The 17,105-nt window shown below is 50.8% G+C and carries 15 protein-coding genes and 1 riboswitch; of the genes, 5 read left to right on the top strand and 10 right to left on the bottom strand.

Annotation, left to right across the window (positions count from 1 at the left end; all coding sequences use genetic code 11):
- Positions 1 to 2: 2 nt before the first annotated feature.
- From pseC to BN8_RS23360, 5 genes are all read right to left on the bottom strand, one after another.
- A complete protein-coding gene (gene pseC / locus BN8_RS23380; protein WP_009284421.1) occupies positions 3 to 1,169 on the bottom strand; it encodes a UDP-4-amino-4,6-dideoxy-N-acetyl-beta-L-altrosamine transaminase in 1,167 nt (388 codons plus the stop codon).
- Positions 1,170 to 1,229: 60 nt separating this feature from the next.
- Positions 1,230 to 2,246, bottom strand: a complete 1,017-nt coding sequence (pseB, locus tag BN8_RS23375; protein WP_009284420.1) for a UDP-N-acetylglucosamine 4,6-dehydratase (inverting) — start codon at positions 2,244 to 2,246, stop codon at positions 1,230 to 1,232.
- Between the two features lie 76 nt (positions 2,247 to 2,322).
- Positions 2,323 to 3,246 carry a motility associated factor glycosyltransferase family protein gene (locus tag BN8_RS23370; RefSeq protein WP_009284419.1) on the bottom strand — a complete coding sequence of 308 codons (924 nt, stop codon included), beginning with the start codon at positions 3,244 to 3,246 and terminating at the stop codon, positions 2,323 to 2,325.
- A 79-nt stretch (positions 3,247 to 3,325) separates the two neighbouring features.
- Complete coding sequence (locus BN8_RS23365) at positions 3,326 to 4,273, bottom strand: GNAT family N-acetyltransferase (protein ID WP_009284418.1); 948 nt, start codon at positions 4,271 to 4,273, stop codon at positions 3,326 to 3,328.
- A gap of 15 nt (positions 4,274 to 4,288) precedes the next feature.
- Positions 4,289 to 5,179 (bottom strand): Ppx/GppA phosphatase family protein, encoded by an 891-nt coding sequence (locus BN8_RS23360; RefSeq protein ID WP_009284417.1) that lies wholly within the window; start codon positions 5,177 to 5,179, stop codon positions 4,289 to 4,291.
- Between the two features lie 162 nt (positions 5,180 to 5,341).
- A riboswitch (SAM riboswitch) is annotated at positions 5,342 to 5,452 on the top strand.
- A gap of 108 nt (positions 5,453 to 5,560) precedes the next feature.
- Here BN8_RS23360 and metH point away from each other — a divergent pair.
- Entirely contained in the window at positions 5,561 to 9,343 is a 3,783-nt protein-coding gene (gene metH / locus BN8_RS23355) for a methionine synthase (protein ID WP_009284416.1), read from the top strand.
- 98 nt (positions 9,344 to 9,441) lie between these two features.
- On the opposite strand, the gene BN8_RS23350 is transcribed toward metH, so the two are convergent.
- The 4 genes from BN8_RS23350 to BN8_RS23335 all read right to left on the bottom strand — a co-directional run bounded on the left by BN8_RS23350 (position 9,442) and on the right by BN8_RS23335 (position 12,305).
- Positions 9,442 to 9,768 (bottom strand): hypothetical protein, encoded by a 327-nt coding sequence (locus tag BN8_RS23350; protein WP_040006467.1) that lies wholly within the window; start codon positions 9,766 to 9,768, stop codon positions 9,442 to 9,444.
- A 4-nt stretch (positions 9,769 to 9,772) separates the two neighbouring features.
- On the bottom strand, positions 9,773 to 10,723 hold the full coding sequence (locus BN8_RS23345) for a hypothetical protein (protein ID WP_009284415.1): 951 nt from the start codon (positions 10,721 to 10,723) through the stop codon (positions 9,773 to 9,775).
- Positions 10,724 to 10,807: 84 nt separating this feature from the next.
- Complete coding sequence (locus BN8_RS23340; RefSeq protein ID WP_009284414.1) at positions 10,808 to 11,536, bottom strand: hypothetical protein; 729 nt, start codon at positions 11,534 to 11,536, stop codon at positions 10,808 to 10,810.
- Between the two features lie 25 nt (positions 11,537 to 11,561).
- Complete coding sequence (locus tag BN8_RS23335) at positions 11,562 to 12,305, bottom strand: iron-containing redox enzyme family protein (RefSeq protein WP_009284413.1); 744 nt, start codon at positions 12,303 to 12,305, stop codon at positions 11,562 to 11,564.
- Positions 12,306 to 12,603: 298 nt separating this feature from the next.
- Between BN8_RS23335 and BN8_RS23330 the strand changes: the two genes are divergently transcribed.
- The 3 genes from BN8_RS23330 to BN8_RS23315 all read left to right on the top strand — a co-directional run bounded on the left by BN8_RS23330 (position 12,604) and on the right by BN8_RS23315 (position 15,262).
- A complete protein-coding gene (locus BN8_RS23330; protein WP_040006465.1) occupies positions 12,604 to 13,017 on the top strand; it encodes a hypothetical protein in 414 nt (137 codons plus the stop codon).
- A 775-nt stretch (positions 13,018 to 13,792) separates the two neighbouring features.
- Positions 13,793 to 14,515 (top strand): sensor histidine kinase, encoded by a 723-nt coding sequence (locus tag BN8_RS23320; RefSeq protein ID WP_310589798.1) that lies wholly within the window; start codon positions 13,793 to 13,795, stop codon positions 14,513 to 14,515.
- Positions 14,516 to 14,596: 81 nt separating this feature from the next.
- Entirely contained in the window at positions 14,597 to 15,262 is a 666-nt protein-coding gene (locus BN8_RS23315) for a response regulator transcription factor (RefSeq protein ID WP_009284411.1), read from the top strand.
- Positions 15,263 to 15,326: 64 nt separating this feature from the next.
- Here the strand turns inward: BN8_RS23315 and BN8_RS23310 are convergent, their stop codons facing one another.
- A complete protein-coding gene (locus BN8_RS23310) occupies positions 15,327 to 15,884 on the bottom strand; it encodes a fasciclin domain-containing protein (RefSeq protein WP_040006463.1) in 558 nt (185 codons plus the stop codon).
- A gap of 185 nt (positions 15,885 to 16,069) precedes the next feature.
- On the opposite strand from BN8_RS23310, the gene BN8_RS23305 reads away from it, so the two are divergent.
- Positions 16,070 to 17,089: a dipeptide epimerase gene (locus tag BN8_RS23305; protein WP_040006462.1), complete on the top strand. Its 1,020-nt coding sequence runs from the start codon at positions 16,070 to 16,072 to the stop codon at positions 17,087 to 17,089.
- Positions 17,090 to 17,105: the final 16 nt, after the last annotated feature.

The following is a 17,105-nucleotide window of genomic DNA, read 5'->3' as shown; positions in this document are numbered from 1 at the left end:
AATCAGTTAGGCGCGTTGATAAACTCAAGCACCGACTCAATCACGTAATCCTGCTCCTCGTTCGTCAGCGTTGGGAACATGGGTAAACTCAGGCAACGATCGTAATACCGCTCGGCATTTGGAAAGTCGGCGGGCTTCCAGCCGAACTGGCGATAGTACGGCATGGTATGCACCGGAATGTAGTGAACCTGCGCATAAATATTCCTCGCCCGCAGAAAATCATACAGCCCTTTGCGGTCGTCGACCTGAATCACGTACAGGTGATACGCGTGCCCAACGCCAGCCGGTGGAATGATCGTCTGCACCGACATTCCGGCAAAAGCGGCATCGTAGCGGGTGGCCAGTTCGCGACGGCGTTCCATCATCGCATCGACCCGGCTTAGCTGACTGAGGCCCAGGGCTGCCTGCATATCCGTCAGCCGGTAATTATAGCCAAGCTCCTGTAACTCCATGTACCAGCCGCCGGGCGACGGTTCAAGCAGTTGCTCTGGTTTGCTGGTGATGCCGTGCGTACGGAGCCGAAGCAGGTGATTATACAACTCCTCGTCGTTCGTTGTAATCATGCCTCCCTCACCGGCCGCAATATGCTTGACAGGGTGAAAGCTAAAAATAGCCAGTTCGGCCAGCGAGCTATCCCCGCAGCGATGAACAACGCCGTGTTGGTCCGTGAACGACCCACCCGGCGCGTGGCAGCTATCTTCCAGAAGCCACAGACCGTACTCGTCGGCCAGTTCGCGAAATGCAGCCATATCGACCGGGTAGCCTGCAAAATCGACTGGTATAATGCCTGAGAATGTCCCTTTCGGATGTTGTTCCAGCAGGGCACGTACGGCGTTTACATCAAGGAGAATAGTTTCTGGATTAACATCCGCAAAATGCACCTCACCGCCACAGTAGCGTACGCAGTTTGCCGAAGCAGAGAACGTAATTGGGGTGGTAATAACTTTTGTTCCTTCGGTAACGCCTAGTGCCAGGCAGCACAGGTGCAGGGCCGCCGTACCATTGGCCACCGCGACGGCGTATTTTGCCCCAATGTAGTTAGCAAAGGCCTGCTCGAACTGGCCGATGGCCGGCCCCTGCGTCAGATAAGGCGACCGCAGCACCTCAACGACGGCGGCAATGTCCTCGTCCGTAATGTGCTGGCGGCCGTATGGGATGGGGTTGTTCATCAGTAAGGCGGGTGGCAACCCGCTTTTAATGTCACTTAATCTGGTGGAGTTTCGCCCACCTTACACCGCAAACGCCGGGTCAACGTGCAGCCGGATCTGCTCCCGAATCTGACCAACGTTGAGCCAGTCGGTGTTCGTACCTGAATTGTATTTGAAACCCATTTCGACGCGCCTGCCGTTGAAGGCTTTTAAATACTCATCAACGCTCCACGTCGGGGTCGATGGTGTGATAACGTAATACTTGTCGGTTTCTACGGTGTTCAGCGAGTCGGTTTCCGTAATCATCTCTTCGTGAAGCTTCTCGCCCGGCCGAACCCCAATGATCTCCTGTCTGGCGTCAGGTGCGATGGCCGTGGCTACTTCAGTGATGCGGTACGATGGAATCTTGGGAACAAAAATCTCCCCGCCCCAGGCGTTTTCGAGTGCATACAGCACCATCTCAACGCCTTCTTCCAGCGAGATATTAAACCGTGTCATATCGGGGTGTGTAATAGGCAAAACCCCCTCCTTACGCTTGTCCAGAAAGAACGGTACTACGGACCCCCGCGAGCCGATTACGTTGCCGTAGCGCACGACCGAAAAACGCAGATCGCGGCTACCCTTCATGTTGTTGGCGGCCACAAATAGCTTGTCTGAGCAGAGCTTAGTGGCACCGTACAGATTAATCGGGGCCGCTGCTTTATCGGTGGAAAGCGCTACGACGCGCTGAACGCCGTTGTCCAGGGCTGCGTTGATTACGTTCTCGGCCCCGAATACGTTGGTTTTGATGCACTCCATCGGGTTGTATTCAGCCGCAGGCACTTGTTTCAGGGCCGCTGCGTGAACGATGATGTCGACACCCTCGCAGGCCCGCTTCAGGCGCTCGCCGTCGCGTACGTCGCCAATGAAGAACCGGATGGATTTGTAGGTTGACTGTGGGTAATGCTGCGACATTTCGAACTGCTTCAATTCATCGCGAGAGTACACCACCAGCCGGCGAATATTGGGATAACGCTGGTATACCATCTCAACGAACTTCTTGCCGAATGAGCCGGTACCACCGGTAATGAGAATCGATTTTCCTGTTAAATCAAGCATGTTTTAGAGATTGCTGTCGGGATGATACGTGGTGGTCAGACGTTCTGTACAGACCACCACGTATCATCCCGACAGGTTAATTTTCACGAATAACTACCTGGTTCGGGGCAACCTGGTCGGGGATAATCCGCTCAAAGGCATCAATGTAACTTTTAGCACTCGCGTTCAGAATCGTAACGCCACGGTAGTCGGCGTAATCCCGCAGGTTCTCGTACCCGCGAAACGCCTTGTGTAACGATAGAAACTGTGAGGCCATTGAAAAAGTGCGTTTCCGCTCAGCATCGGCGTAGACCGGTTCGTGACGTACATCTTTCGGCTTGTCGTAGAAATGAATCTGCTTGATCAGCAACTGATTCTGGTCATTCAGCCGGATCTGTTCATGCCACGATGTATCAGCTCCAAACAGGTAAATAGTCCTGAATTTTCGGTTGATCATCAGAGCCAGCGCGGCAATGATCACCGTCTGCGACTGCGGTATACCCAGGCCGTTTGCGTACAGCCAGTACTTCAACCATCGGAAACCATCGACAACGGTGTAGTTGAAGTAAATGACCCGAATGGGGCTGTTATCGCGTTCAATCTGCCGGATTACGTACGAGCCTTTGGCAAAATGGGGCACGTAGAGCGTCATAGGCCAGTCGACACGTTCCCGAAAAATGTTGATGGTCTGCCGGATGTCCTCGCGGTCGGTTGTCTGCTCTGTAAAGACAAAGTAATTCGGATCGGAAATGACGTAGTGCTGCGGTTGCAGACGGGTAAAAACCTCCGCGTGGGCGAAGTTATTGACGCAAACGATCTCCGTAGATTTGATAAAAGCAAAGTGTTTCTCCAGGGATTCGTTCAAAGAAGGACCGTTGCCCAACACCGAACAGGTGGGTAGTTCGCTCGGTGGCAAACGAGTGGCGTGTCGGGCACGGATGGCCACTTTGACCAGCGATAACAGCGACGCAAAAAACTCGCTTATGAATCGACTTACCGAAGTATAAAGAGATTCAATCATTCAGGCGGCACGTAGTAAGTACCTCTTTTTTACACAAAATAACGAAAAAAAAGGCAGATCGACACGAGCCGCCCAAGGGTCATAGGGCTTTCTCAAAGACAAGTTTGGGCGAATCCAAGGCTCCCAGGTTACGCTTGAAACGCATCAGGCTAAGCTTCGGCTGCCGGTCGCTGTCCACCGAAATGCCCAGATCAAGCAACCGTATCTGGTGGTGCTGGCAATAGGCGAACAAGCCGTCGGTGAGCATCACCATCGGGCTGTACGTCCGGTAGTCAGAGTGCGAAGCAGGCAGGAAATTATACAGGATGTCGGCACGTACCCGCACGGCTACTGCCAGAGCCGCCAGACAATCGCCATCCCAAACGGCAAACACCGGAAACTGGTCGGGAAAGGTAGCCAGCAGATGGGTTAGCCGTTCGGGCTGGATCGTGAGCCGGTAGCCCTGTTGCTGGCGGGTTGTTTGCAGAAACGATAGTACCTCGTCAATCGCCGGGCACTCCCAATGACCGAATCGAAAACCGGCCCGGCGGCATTTCATCAGCCGCCGACGTTCCGATGGGTCGATGGCCCGCTCGAACGAACCCGCTCCTACGGGTAAAAACTGATTCTGGTCAGCGCCGATCAACCGAAAGCCCTGGGCTAGTAACGTATCGGCCAACCGGCTGGCTTGTTCAGGGGCGTAACAATGCGGATAGTTAACAAGTCGGAGCGTGCGAAGACCAGATTCCTGAGCCGTTTCCTGGATCGTCTGCACAAGTCCGTCGAGTACGGCTTCGGGCAGAGCTTTGGTAAATTCTACAGACCCGAACGGAGCCGCCCCGGGACTGACAACCTGCTCCGCCCGCGTGAATAAAGCGCACCGGGCTTCCGCTTGCCGGGTAACCTGATTGAGCGCCGTTATCAAATGGAAGCCGCCTTCCTGCTGGCGGAGGTGCGTACCCTCATTAAAGAGAAAACCCGGTTGGGCATAAACCGGGATATCCCAAAGCTGTGGGTTATACTGCTTTACAATTACGTACGGTGTCACAAGCGTTTTGACGGGCTACAGCGGCAGGCGTTTCTTTTTGGCCAGTTGCGAATAAACTAACTGAATGATGCCATCTTTCAGCCCCACATCAGGAACCGTGATTTCGCTGGCTCCGGCCCATTTCATCACTGATATGTAGATGTCGGCGGCCGGAACGATCACATCGGCCCGGTCGGCATTCAGGCGAAGTTTGTTGATCCGGTCGTCGAGATTGAAACCGGCAATGTAGTTGCGAATACGCTCGATCTCGGCCAGTGATGTACTCAATTCGCTGGTTTTGGCGGCCAGATTAAAGAGCTTGCTGATGTTGCCACCGGTTCCCACCGCAATGAGTTCTCTGGAGGCATCGACGTGTTCTTCTACCCAGTCCTCAATCTTGTGCCAGGCTCCTTTGGTTTCTTTACCCTCCAGCAGTCGTACGGAGCCGATCTTGAACGACCGGGATGCCGTTTTCTGCCGGTTCAGGTATACGTTCAGTTCAGTGCTGCCACCGCCTACATCAATGTGCAGATATTGCCGGTCGTCCAGCGCCTGAACCACTACGTTGTTGATCAGTTCGGCTTCTTTCTGACCGTCGATGATGTGAATTTTGATACCCGTAGCGGCTTCGATGCGGTGAACAACCTCAGGGCCGTTTTTCGATTCGCGCATAGCCGACGTAGCGCAGGCCATATAGCCTTCTACCTCATGCAGTTCCATCAGCAGTTTGTACACCTGCATCAGTTTGGTCGTGCGGGCTTCACTTTCGGGCGTCAGTTCGCCGAAGGTAAAAACGTCGTGGCCCAGCCGCAACGGAAAACGCACGTATTCAACGCGCTTAAAGCTAGTGATATCGTCTACGTGTAAAACCGTTGAGATTTGTAAGCGGGCTGCGTTGGAGCCAATGTCGATGGCAGCAAGTTTCATTTATCCAAAGAGTGAAAGAGTGAAAGAGTAAAAGAGTGAAAGAACAAACAGATTTCTGCAAAGCGTTCGCTCTTTCACTCTTTCACTCTTTCGCTAATTAAGTAACGCGCCAAAAGTAACGGTTTTTTGGTATAAAGGCTGAATGCAGTACCTTTGTATGATTGCTTATCCAGAAAGACGGAGGGAATGGACCCAACGATGTCTTGGCAACCGACCGGCGAAACGGAAACGGTGCCACGTTCCACCCCAGTTCGCTGCGGGGACAGATAAGTTAGCTGATTTGCTGCCTTCTCCTGTTTTCTGATAAGCCCCTTTTTTAACGAGTGAAACGAATACAGGTATGATGCCTGTTAAGACGATACCTGCTAACATAATACACGCTTGAAATCGATTACCGACCTCCTGCAACAACGCATTCTCGTTCTCGACGGCGCCATGGGAACGATGATCCAACGCTATCAACTGACCGAAGCTGATTATCGGGGTGAGCGATTCAAGGATTTTCCACACGATGTGAAAGGCAACAACGACCTCTTGTCGATCACTCAGCCCCACATCATTCAGGAAATTCACCGGCAATATCTGGATGCCGGTGCCGACATCATCGAAACCAATACCTTCAGCGGTACGTGGGTCGCTCAGGCCGACTACTACATGGAGGATCTGGTGTATGAGCTGAATTACCAGTCGGCGAAGATTGCGAAGGAAGTGGCTGATGACGTAACCCGCCAGACGCCCGACAAACCACGGTTCGTGGCCGGTGCGATGGGGCCAACCACCCGACTGGCGTCCATGTCGCCCGACGTGAACAATCCGGGGTACCGCGCTATTACCTTCGATCAGTTGGTCGAGGCTTTTTATACCCAGGTTGCAGGGTTGGTCGAGGGCGGAGCGGATGTGCTGCTGGTTGAGACCATTACCGATACGCTGAACGCCAAGGCGGCTCTGTTTGCTATCGATAAGTACTTTGCGGATAAAGGTCGGAAACCGCTGCCGATCATGATTTCGGGAACCATCACCGATGCGTCGGGACGGACGTTGTCGGGGCAGACAACCGAGGCTTTTTTGTACTCCGTATCGCATTTGCCACTGCTTAGCATCGGTCTGAACTGCGCCATGGGGGCTGAGTTACTGCGGCCCTACGTGCAGACCCTGGCAAAAGAGTCTCCATTCTTTACGTCGGCGTACCCAAATGCCGGTTTGCCGAACGAAATGGGTGAATACGACCAGTCGCCCGATGAAATGGCTGCCCAGATTGAAGGTTTTGTGCAGGATGGGTTCGTGAATATTGTCGGTGGCTGCTGCGGGTCAACGCCGGACCACATTCGGGCTATTGCGCAGGCCGTTGCCAAGTACGCGCCCCGTCCGAAACCGGAGCAAAAGCCCTATCAGAAACTGAGTGGTCTGGAGCCGCTGAAAATCACGGAGCAGACCAACTTTGTCAACATCGGCGAGCGGACCAACGTAACGGGTTCAAAGGCGTTTGCCCGGATGATCAAGGCTGGCGACTACGATGCGGCTTTGTCGGTGGCCCGTCAGCAGGTCGAGAACGGCGCGCAGGTCATCGACATCAACATGGACGAAGGCATGCTCGATTCGGTGGAGGCCATGACGACTTTCCTGAATCTGATTGCTGCCGAGCCGGACATTGCCCGCGTGCCCATCATGATCGACTCCTCAAAGTGGGAGGTGATCGAAGCGGGGCTGAAATGCGTGCAGGGGAAGGCTATTGTCAATTCTATTTCGTTAAAAGAAGGCGAGGAGGCTTTCATTGAGCGGGCGCAACTGGTGAGACGCTACGGTGCCGCTGCGGTTGTGATGGCGTTTGACGAAGTAGGCCAGGCGGATTCGTACGAGCGCCGGATCGAAATCTGCGAACGGGCGTACCGAATTCTGGTCGATAAAGTTGGCTTTGCTCCGCAGGACATCATCTTCGACCCCAACATCCTGACCGTCGCGACCGGTATCGAAGAGCATAACAACTACGCCGTCGACTTCATCAATGCTACGCGCTGGATCAAAGAAAACCTGCCGTTGGCGAAGGTGAGCGGTGGGGTATCCAATATTTCGTTCAGCTTCCGGGGCAATGATCCCGTTCGGGAAGCGATGCACTCGGCGTTCCTCTATCACGCCATCAAAGCCGGACTGGACATGGGGATCGTCAACGCCGGGCAGTTGGCGGTGTACGACGAAATCCCGAAAGACCTGCTGGAGCGCTGCGAAGACGTCTTGCTGAACCGCCGACCCGATGCAACCGAGCGGTTGGTTGAGTTTGCCGAAACCGTAAAAGCGAAGGGCAAAGAGGTGGTACAGGACAATGCTTGGCGTAATGAGTCAGCCGCTGAGCGGTTGAAGCACGCGTTGATCAAAGGCATTACCGACTACATCGACCAGGACGTAGAAGAAGCCCGTTTGCAATACGACCGCCCGCTTCAGGTCATTGAAGGACCACTCATGGACGGTATGAACGTAGTCGGCGACCTGTTTGGCGAAGGCAAGATGTTCCTGCCGCAGGTGGTAAAGTCGGCGCGGGTGATGAAAAAGGCCGTGGCTTACCTGACGCCATTCATCGAAGCCGAGAAATCGGGGGCTGGGCAATCGGCGGGTAAAATCCTGCTGGCCACCGTGAAAGGCGACGTTCACGACATTGGCAAAAACATTGTCGGCGTCGTGCTGGGCTGCAACAACTACGAAATCATCGACCTCGGCGTAATGGTGCCGACACAGAAGATTCTGGACGAAGCCCGGAGGCACAACGTCGACATCATTGGTCTGAGTGGTCTGATTACGCCGTCGCTGGACGAAATGGTTGGTGTGGCGAAGGAAATGGAGCGGCAGGGCTTTACGATTCCGTTGCTGATCGGTGGCGCCACTACGTCGCGGATTCACACGGCCGTTAAGATCGATCCGCATTACTCCGGACCAGTTATTCATGTACTGGACGCCAGCCGGAGCGTACCGGTGGCCGGTCGGTTGGTGAGCGAAACGAAAGGTACCAGAGAGCAGATCTTCCAGGAGATTAAAGCGGAATACGTGAAACTGAGGGAAGACCACGCCAAGCGGCAGAAAGAAAAGAACTTACTGACCATCGATAAGGCCCGCGACAACCGCACAGCTATCAACTGGTCTGATTTTGAACCAGTGAAACCCGCGTTTTTGGGTAATCAGTATTTTCATGATTACCCGTTGGCCGACATCGCGAAGTACATCGACTGGACACCGTTCTTCCAGACGTGGCAGTTACACGGCAGGTACCCCAAAATTTTCGATGATGCTACGGTAGGAACGGAGGCTAAGAAATTATTCGACGACGCGAACCAGTTGTTGCAGGAGATTATTGATCAGAAGCTGTTGAGGGCGAAGGCCGTAGTTGGTTTCTACCCCGCCAACTCAGCCGACGACGACGTATTGCTGCATGACTTTGAAGAGATCGTGCGGGATATCCCCTGCGAACGGCATGGCAGCCACCGGCATATTGAGTACAAGATGAGTAAACCGACAGCCGAGCAGTCGGTGATGGCGATTAACAACGCCGGAGCACTCATTTACGATACCAAAGCCGTGCTGCACTTCCTGCGGCAACAGAATCAGAAAGCGCCGGGCTTACCCAATTTTTGCCTGTCTGACTTCATTGCGCCGTTGGAAAGCGGTCGCGAAGACTACATCGGAGCATTTGCCGTTACGGCCGGCGTTGGTATTGAAGCCCTGCTCGAAAAATACGAGCGCGATCACGACGACTACAACAGCATTATGGTCAAGGCGCTTGCTGACCGGCTGGCTGAAGCCTTCGCCGAGTTGATGCACGAGCGCGTCCGCAAAGAGTTCTGGCCCTACGCCACCGACGAGCAGCTAACCAACGAAGACCTGATTAAAGAGGAGTACCGGGGCATTCGTCCGGCACCGGGCTACCCCGCCTGCCCCGACCACACCGAAAAGGCGACCCTATTCGAGCTGCTGGATGCCGGTCAGGTTGGTATTGAGCTGACCGAAAGCTTCGCCATGTACCCGGCTTCGTCGGTCAGTGGTTTCTACTTCAGCCACCCGGAATCAAAGTATTTTGCGGTTGGTAAAATCACTAAAGATCAGGTGATGGACTACGCCCACCGCAAGAACATGAGCGTTGATGACGTGGAACGGTGGTTAGCGCCGGTGTTGGGGTATTGAGAAGATATTTTAATTGAGCTTCAACGCTAACATTATGCCAAGTCCGGTAAGCTTTTATCTATTTTAGAAGCGCTACAACCGGGCTTGGCATGTATAGTTCAAAAGAAATTTACTGCAAACTTTAACAAGTTATCAAGTTGCTCGACTAAGTCGTTGATTAGCTCCACCGTTTCGGCAATTTTGTTTATGGCGGCTTCCACGTTTGAAAGCTGTTCATTAACCTCCTCTAATTGCTGATTAGCCTCTTCAACTTCAGTTAAGTCTTCTGAAAATTCAGCAGTGAGCAGATTTAGAAGTGATCCTCGAAGTCGTTTACCTAAAGCTAACATTTCACTTCGGCGATTAAGTGATAGTCTATCATCACCTGCCAGGTCAAAACAATTGTTTATGCAACGTACAAGTTGCTCAGTATCTACTTTTGCCATAATCTTAATTTTGTTTATGGTTCTCTTTTAACTGTAAGACAGCGTCGATTAAAGTTTGTACTTGGTTTTCATAATTATCAATTGTACTTAGTATTAAACCGGTATTCATTATTGTGGGGCTATTCGCTGTGCTTACCAACGCTTTATGGGTTTGCCGCATAGCTTTTACTACGTCAGAAGGTTTAGTGCTAAATGTAATTCTTTTGACCTCCGCAGCTTGGTTTAGTTCTTTCAATAACTCTCTACGTTGTTCCAAGCTAAGTTTAGCTTTGTGATGATTATAGAAAGCTTCAATGTTAGCCTGCTTTTGATCATCGCCAACTTTTCGCAAATCGCTCACGTATTTATCTAGATCTCTTTCCAAGAAATCTAATATCCTTGTAAACGGAGCGTCACCGTTAATAATAGCAGTGCGTAGGGCAACATCTCGTCGCTTCTGAATAATGACATTACCGAGTACTCCCACTAAAGTTGAAATAGGTCCTACGTAATCATTCGCCGAAGCATCACCACTACTAGTGAGTTGAGAGAAAGTTCCGCTGAGTGAGGTAAGACTACTTGCTAGGGTGGTTACATTAGTAGTAAAGCGTTGAGGGGCATCGTTACCAGCAAGGGTTGATAGCTTTTCTGCGTAATTGGCCAGTTGTTTGATCATAGCCAAACGAGCTTGTATTACTTTTTGATCAAAAGGATCTTTTTTTAAGGGCGTAGGAACACCTCCCTCCATTCGTAAGACCTGTTTTGTAGTATCAAATAATATATTTTGAAGATAAATCTCCCTTTCATAAGGATTAAGCTCCTTGTAATATCCACTGATGGCAACCGTAGCCAAAGCGGTACTTTTCTGAAATCGATCAATGGGCTCTTTAACGTCTTGCTTACAAGATTGGAATGTAGGAAAAACGGTCATTAATAGAAGCCAGTGAAGTATTCTGAACAGAGGTGGTTTTCTCATGGCTATATAGGTCTATGTTATATTACGATCAGCATATACGCTAGTCAAATAGCTTCTGATATTGTATTTGTCGAAAATGTAAGTTTACAAGGTAACAAAGGACTGGCTTTTCAAAAGGTCTTCTTTTATCTTCTCCACCATCTCCCCAAACCGCCCACTCACCTTATCTGAATAGAAAAACACCAGCTCAATATCACACCGGAAATATGGATCGTGAAAGCGGGCGTTGGGCGTACCGGCGAGTTCGTTAAAGCCGCCCATGAGCTTGAGCAGGTCGGCTGCGTGGTGCTTGACCGTTACGGTCGAAGCCGCAACGTAATGGCCGTAATACTCGCCGATCGCCCAACCGGTCGTTACTAAGTTGATGCCGGTCTGACGTCCACAGCGGGTTCTGTCAACAGCCCAGCCGCCCGGTTCTGCTACACAGGGATATCCTGCTGTAACCGACCGGTCAATGAAACGCTGGAGTACGTAGCGGTACAGATGCCGTTGCTCAGGTTGCATACGTTCCAGTGTCTGATTTAGGAGTAACGATTCGATGGGCGTATCTATCGGGTAGATTGGTAACCGTAGTACACCACTAATTTGTCCCTGCGCATCGCGGGCCACAATGTGCCACGATCGGTAATCAACCTCCGAGCGGTGCCGTCCCAACGAATCGAGTGCGGACAGCGGAATGGCACTGTCCTGTGCATAGATACGTCCTCGGAAGCGTTGTATGTCAGCAATGGCCGGTTCCGGATCGGGCAGGAAGTGGTGCGCCAGCGCGTCGGGCACGAAGCCCGACGCCGGCGCAATCAGGGAAAGGTTCATGGTGTGGAGTAGAAGAAATTTTGAATTAAACCGTTGCGTAAGCGTCGGTAGTCAGTTCGGCCTGGGCGTGCTGCAAAGCGGCTTTCCAGATTGGTAGTGGATAAACAGCCGCAAAGCAGTCAAAACCGTATTCGATGGCTGCTTCGGCTTCCGGGTACTCAGTCACGATGCGGGCGATCATGTTGTTCATCAACTGGGCGTGGCCGATGTCCTCTGTCGCATGTTCGTCAATGAACGCCTGTGCTTCTTTGGGGAAACCTTTGGCAGCCAGGAAGCCCTGGGCCCGCTCGGTCAGGATGGGTGTCAAACCCTCGAACAGGTGCATGTAGCCGAGGTAAGCAAACGGATTCTCGAACTGGCCGATCATCCGGCACGTAGCAGCCATCGCCAGCGATTCAGGCGTCATTCGGCGGGTACGTGCCCATTGCTCATCGCCACCAAGCTTCACAAAATCTTTCAGGGCCATTTCGCCGTGGTCAACTTCAGAGAGGTCGTGCAGGATGAGCGGCTTCATCAAGTCCGGCCGATTTTTAGGCAACCGGCTGATAGCCATGAACGTAGCCTCAGTAACATGCGGACCGTATGAGTAAACTTCTAACAGAATGTACTTAATAATAGCAGCGACCAGGCGCGGGTCGGTATCAGGCTCGGCAATGAGTTGGTACATCTCGCTTTGCTCGACCTCAGCCAGGACGGCCTGCATCTTGTCTTCAAGCTTTTGAACAAAGGCCTGGGCGTTGGTTGATACAGGGAATAGTCTACCTTTCATAAAAACCGGAATCTTGATAGTGTAATTGGTGCTGCGTTACTTTCCGGCAGCATGACAAAGGTAGAGGCCCGGCTCTCGGCGGAACAGGTGAGAATGGCTGGTTTTGAGGGTGGTTTTTAACGGAGAGGGATACGGGAAATTTCCCGTATTTACAAATCTAGTGTGAAGTATAAGACTTAAGTGGTTGTGCTAGAACAGAATCGTAGTCTATATTAACGGTTATTCTTTTTTAGGTATTGACTCAAAGCTTTTAAATAATTATGTTCGCTATGGTCTTAAATAATAAACCGAAATACTTATGAAGCATATCAACAATATTGGGGATTCAAAGCAGTGTATCTCTATCGGAGAGGTTAAGCAACAGTTGGATCATTACTTTGATTACTTGAAGGATAGAGCAGAGGAAAATGATGACATGTTTTTAGCAGCAGTTTTAACTAGAGATGCTATCATGCAAGTGTTAGACGGTGGATACGATGGTATCAGAATATTCTTAGCCAAAAAGACAAGCAGTGATAGCAAATCTGATATAACGTTAATAGCCGCTCCAGTCAAAAAACAAGAAGGTACTTTTACGTACATTACCATATTCAACGAGAATGCTAACACTTTAGTTGTAGATCCTGACTTAGCAAATTTTAATCTTGCCTGCCGTTATCCAAATTGCCCAACAACAATAGGTAAGACAAAACTCAATGTTAAAGAAAGCTAAGAATACTTTATAGACTAGTCACGAAATATGGTTAGTTTATTCTTTAAGCTTGGCTTGGCCGATCAATTATATTTAATGCTATTATTAATAGCGTTAGTTATTCTTGTTGTTAAATATGATAAGATTCCTTATAATCTAAAACCTTTAATTTGGCTAACTGCTAGTCATTTTACTGCTGAAATATTCGCTGATTATATTAATTATGAGCTTCATCAAAACAATTTGTTTATTTATCATTTACTCACACCGATAGAATATTTGTGCTTAAGCTTAATATTTTTTAAAACGTTTGCTTCAAAGAGCTTAAGCTTACTAGTATTGTGGTCTATACTTACTTATTTTCTATTTGTCGTTATTTGTGAATTAATGTGGGAGCCTATTGAGGTGAATAATTCAATTGCCTTTATTGCGGAGTGCTTGCTAGTTGTGTACTGGTGCTTTGTATATTTTAAAAAATTGTTACAGCAAGAAGATGATTATCGTCCCGAACATGATCGTACATTTTGGGTTATTATAAGCATACTTATATACTTCACTGGTAATCTATTCATATTAGGAACATTTAATTATTTTGTCGAGTACAAATTAGCTATGGGACCGCAGATCTATTATACAGGATATGCTTTCTATTATATCTTTTATTTAGTAGTTATTGCTACTCATACGCTGAACTACTTCAGGGACTATGACTACCGATCGGGTTGACGATATACTAGTTGTTTTAGTTACAGGTAGCATTGCTTTGCTAACAATGGTGGTTTTTGGAGCCGGATTTATTATTTATTACCACCGTCGTCGACAACAAAATGTAAGTGAGAAAAAGGCTATCATAGAACAATTTAAACGCGAAATTCTACAATCTCAAATCGAAATACAAAACCAGACTCTCCAGCAAGTTGGCCGCGAACTTCACGACCACATCGGTCAGCTCCTATCCGTAGCCATGCTGCATTTAAACGGCCTCGATGAAGAGCTTGAACAAAGTGAGCACCGCCATGCTATTGAGCAAACCATTAACGTTGTTCGTACCACCATTCAGGATGTCCGGGCGCTCTCAAAAACGCTCGATAGCGATACGGTCCGGCGGTTTGGGCTTCGGCAAAGTCTGGCACTCGAACTGGAACGTATCGAACGTACCGGCCGCTTCCGAACGTATCTGCACGTAGCCGGTACACCCTATCCGCTTGGCGAAGAAGCCGAAACAATTCTGTTTCGCATGACGCAGGAATCACTCAATAATGCCATCAAACATTCAGGTGGGCAGGCTATCATGGTCACAACCAGTTACCAGTCCGACCACTTTGAACTCATTATCACCGACGATGGTAAAGGCTTCGATGTAAACGAAGTAAGTACCCGAACAGCCAACACAGTGGGGTCAGGGCTGCGTAATCTTCAGCAGCGGGCTCGTTTGCTTGGTGGTACGTGCACCATCAGCAGTGAGCCGGGGCAGCAAACGCGAGTTGACATAGTGTTACCGAAACAGGCTGCCGTCTAAAAAATACCTAAATCTGGGTATTGCGTCTTGCGTGGTAACCGGCTACTTTTCAGGCAGTAACACTCATAGCCTGTTCAATCCATGCCTACGACCATTGCCATTGCCGACGACCATCTGTTGATGGCCCAGGCCCTATCCGAACTGATCGAAAAAATAGATGGTTACGAGATGCTGTTCGTAGCTGCGAACGGTCGTGACTTAATCAATCATTTGAAACGTAAGCAAATTCCGGATATTCTGCTGCTGGATATCAGTATGCCCGAAATGGATGGGTTTGAAACGGCGAAGTACCTCCGGGAGCATTACCCGGAGATAAAGATCCTGGCTTTGTCAATGTCCGATCGTGATGAGGATGTTACCCGGATGATCCGCTACGGTGTTAGCGGCTATCTGTTGAAAGGCAGCCGGCCATCTGAGTTCCGGCGCGCCCTGGAGGACGTCAGAACCAAAGGCGCCCACTACTCGGAGTTTCTGACCGAGCGGTTAGTCCGCAGCCTGCATGGTCCGGGGGCTGATACGGTAAATACCATTACACTCAACGACCGCGAAGCCAAGTTTCTGCAGCTTTCGTGCAGTGATCTGACTTACGTTGAAATTGCCGACAAAATGTGCGTTGCCCCCCGAACGGTGGATGGCTACCGGGAGTCGCTATTTCAGAAGATGAATGTAAAAAGCCGGGTCGGCATGGTGCTGGAGGCCCTCCGCCACGGCCTGGTCGATCTCAGAGGAACCGCCGGGCGGTTATAAATGACGTATTCAGAACAAAAACGCCCGGCCAACTCGCCGGGCGTTTTGTCTGTAATTACTCGCCTTAGGCTTTCGGCAGCAGCACCGTATCTACTACGTGAATCACACCGTTGGATTGGAATACGTCGGCGATTGTTACGGTCGACATACCACCGTTTTCGTCAACGATTTCCACTTTCTTGCCCTTCATTGTCGCGGTCAGCGTACCACCGGCAGCCGTTTTCAGCGTAGCCTTGCCGTTGCCGTCCTTAATCATTTTCATCAGATCTTCGGCGCTAATGCGACCCGGCACCACGTGGTAAGTCAGTACGCCCTGCAACTGGCTCTTGTTCTCAGGCTTCAGCAGGGTTTCAACAGTACCCTTCGGCAGTTTGTCGAACGCTTTGTTGGTTGGCGCAAATACTGTGAACGGCCCCGCACCCTGCAGCGTCTCGACCAGCTCGGCCGCTTTCACGGCAGCTACTAGTGTCGTGTGATCTTTTGAATTAACGGCATTATCAACAATATTCTTTGACGGATACATCGGTGCGCCACCTACTGTGACGGTCTTTTCCTGGGCCATTGCCGTACCCAGCGACAGGGCAGCTACAAACAAAGCGCCCATTACGTTACCTAATTTCATGTTGTTGTTATTAAGATGGTGAAATATGTAATGAAGTGTGATCGATCAACGCCAAAACCTACGCATGAACGAAAGCTTTGGATGTTTGGCGATTAAAAAAATGGTAAGAATACTCATTTGTAATGCGTTCGTGTGGTTATTTGCGGTGTGTGCAGCCACATCAAAATGCTGCCTATTCGTCAGCTATGCAGTTGCTTTTTCACCGCTTCGATCTACGTCTGAAACATACCTTTACCATCGCCCACGACAGCCGCGACGTACAGCCTTCGCTGGTGGTTGAACTCCGCGACGATACGTTTCGGGGGTTTGGCGAGGCTACGGCGACCCGATACTATGGGGTTACCCTCGACGGGATGGTTTCGGCGCTGTCGGCCATTCAGGAGCAAATCGAAGCATATACCTTCACCGACCCGGCGCAGTTCTGGACCGATATGCAGCCGTTTCTGATGGACAATCCGTTTGCGCTTTGTGCCCTTGACCAGGCGGCCTGGGACTTGTGGGCAAAACGGCAGGGAAAGCCGTTGTATCAACTCTGGAACCTCGATCCGGCTCGTAGTCCGCTGACCAACTATACCATTGGGCTCGATACGCCCGAGCGGATGGTGCAGAAGCTGGAAGAATGGCCCTGGCCCTTGTATAAAATCAAGCTGGGCCGACCCGAGACAGACCTCCAGACCGTAGCGGAACTCCGTAAACACACAAATGCCCGCTTCCGGGTGGATGCCAATTGTGGCTGGACGGCAGATGATACGATTCAGAAAGCGCAGGTGTTGAGTGGGCTGGATGTCGAGTTCATTGAACAGCCATTGCCTGCGGCCGACTGGGACGGAGCCCGGCAGGTTTATCAGCAAAGTGTGTTGCCCATCATTGCCGATGAAAGCTGCATTGTCGAGAGCGACGTTGACCGCTGCGCAGGGTACTTCCACGGTGTCAATATCAAGCTCACTAAATGTGGCGGTCTGACGCCTGCCCGCCGGATGATCGCCCGCGCTCGGGAACTGGGGCTGCGCGTGATGGTTGGTTGTATGACCGAATCAAGCGTGGGCATTTCGGCCATTGCGCAACTGCTGCCCCTACTCGACTACGCCGATCTGGACGGCGCACTGCTGATCGCCAACGATCCGGCAACGGGTGTTACGTTCGATAACGGTCGGGTGGTTTATTCTTCAGAAAATGGCACCGGGGTAAAACTGATTCATGCCTGAGCGGGCCGTATATTTA

It is taken from the genome of Fibrisoma limi BUZ 3, from assembly GCF_000296815.2.
Classification (GTDB): Bacteria; Bacteroidota; Bacteroidia; order Cytophagales; family Spirosomataceae; genus Fibrisoma; species Fibrisoma limi.
Note: the sequence above shows the minus strand (reverse complement) of the source record. Positions and strands in the feature narration are given on the sequence as shown.

Coding starts and splice junctions, on each gene's coding strand:
- pseC (WP_009284421.1), bottom strand. CDS start 1,169: ATGAACAACCCCATCCCATACGGCCGCCAGCACATTACGGACGAGGAC.
- pseB (WP_009284420.1), bottom strand. CDS start 2,246: ATGCTTGATTTAACAGGAAAATCGATTCTCATTACCGGTGGTACCGGC.
- BN8_RS23370 (WP_009284419.1), bottom strand. CDS start 3,246: ATGATTGAATCTCTTTATACTTCGGTAAGTCGATTCATAAGCGAGTTT.
- BN8_RS23360 (WP_009284417.1), bottom strand. CDS start 5,179: ATGAAACTTGCTGCCATCGACATTGGCTCCAACGCAGCCCGCTTACAA.
- BN8_RS23350 (WP_040006467.1), bottom strand. CDS start 9,768: ATGGCAAAAGTAGATACTGAGCAACTTGTACGTTGCATAAACAATTGT.
- BN8_RS23345 (WP_009284415.1), bottom strand. CDS start 10,723: ATGAGAAAACCACCTCTGTTCAGAATACTTCACTGGCTTCTATTAATG.
- BN8_RS23340 (WP_009284414.1), bottom strand. CDS start 11,536: ATGAACCTTTCCCTGATTGCGCCGGCGTCGGGCTTCGTGCCCGACGCG.
- BN8_RS23335 (WP_009284413.1), bottom strand. CDS start 12,305: ATGAAAGGTAGACTATTCCCTGTATCAACCAACGCCCAGGCCTTTGTT.
- BN8_RS23330 (WP_040006465.1), top strand. CDS start 12,604: ATGAAGCATATCAACAATATTGGGGATTCAAAGCAGTGTATCTCTATC.
- BN8_RS23315 (WP_009284411.1), top strand. CDS start 14,597: ATGCCTACGACCATTGCCATTGCCGACGACCATCTGTTGATGGCCCAG.
- BN8_RS23310 (WP_040006463.1), bottom strand. CDS start 15,884: ATGAAATTAGGTAACGTAATGGGCGCTTTGTTTGTAGCTGCCCTGTCG.
- BN8_RS23305 (WP_040006462.1), top strand. CDS start 16,070: ATGCAGTTGCTTTTTCACCGCTTCGATCTACGTCTGAAACATACCTTT.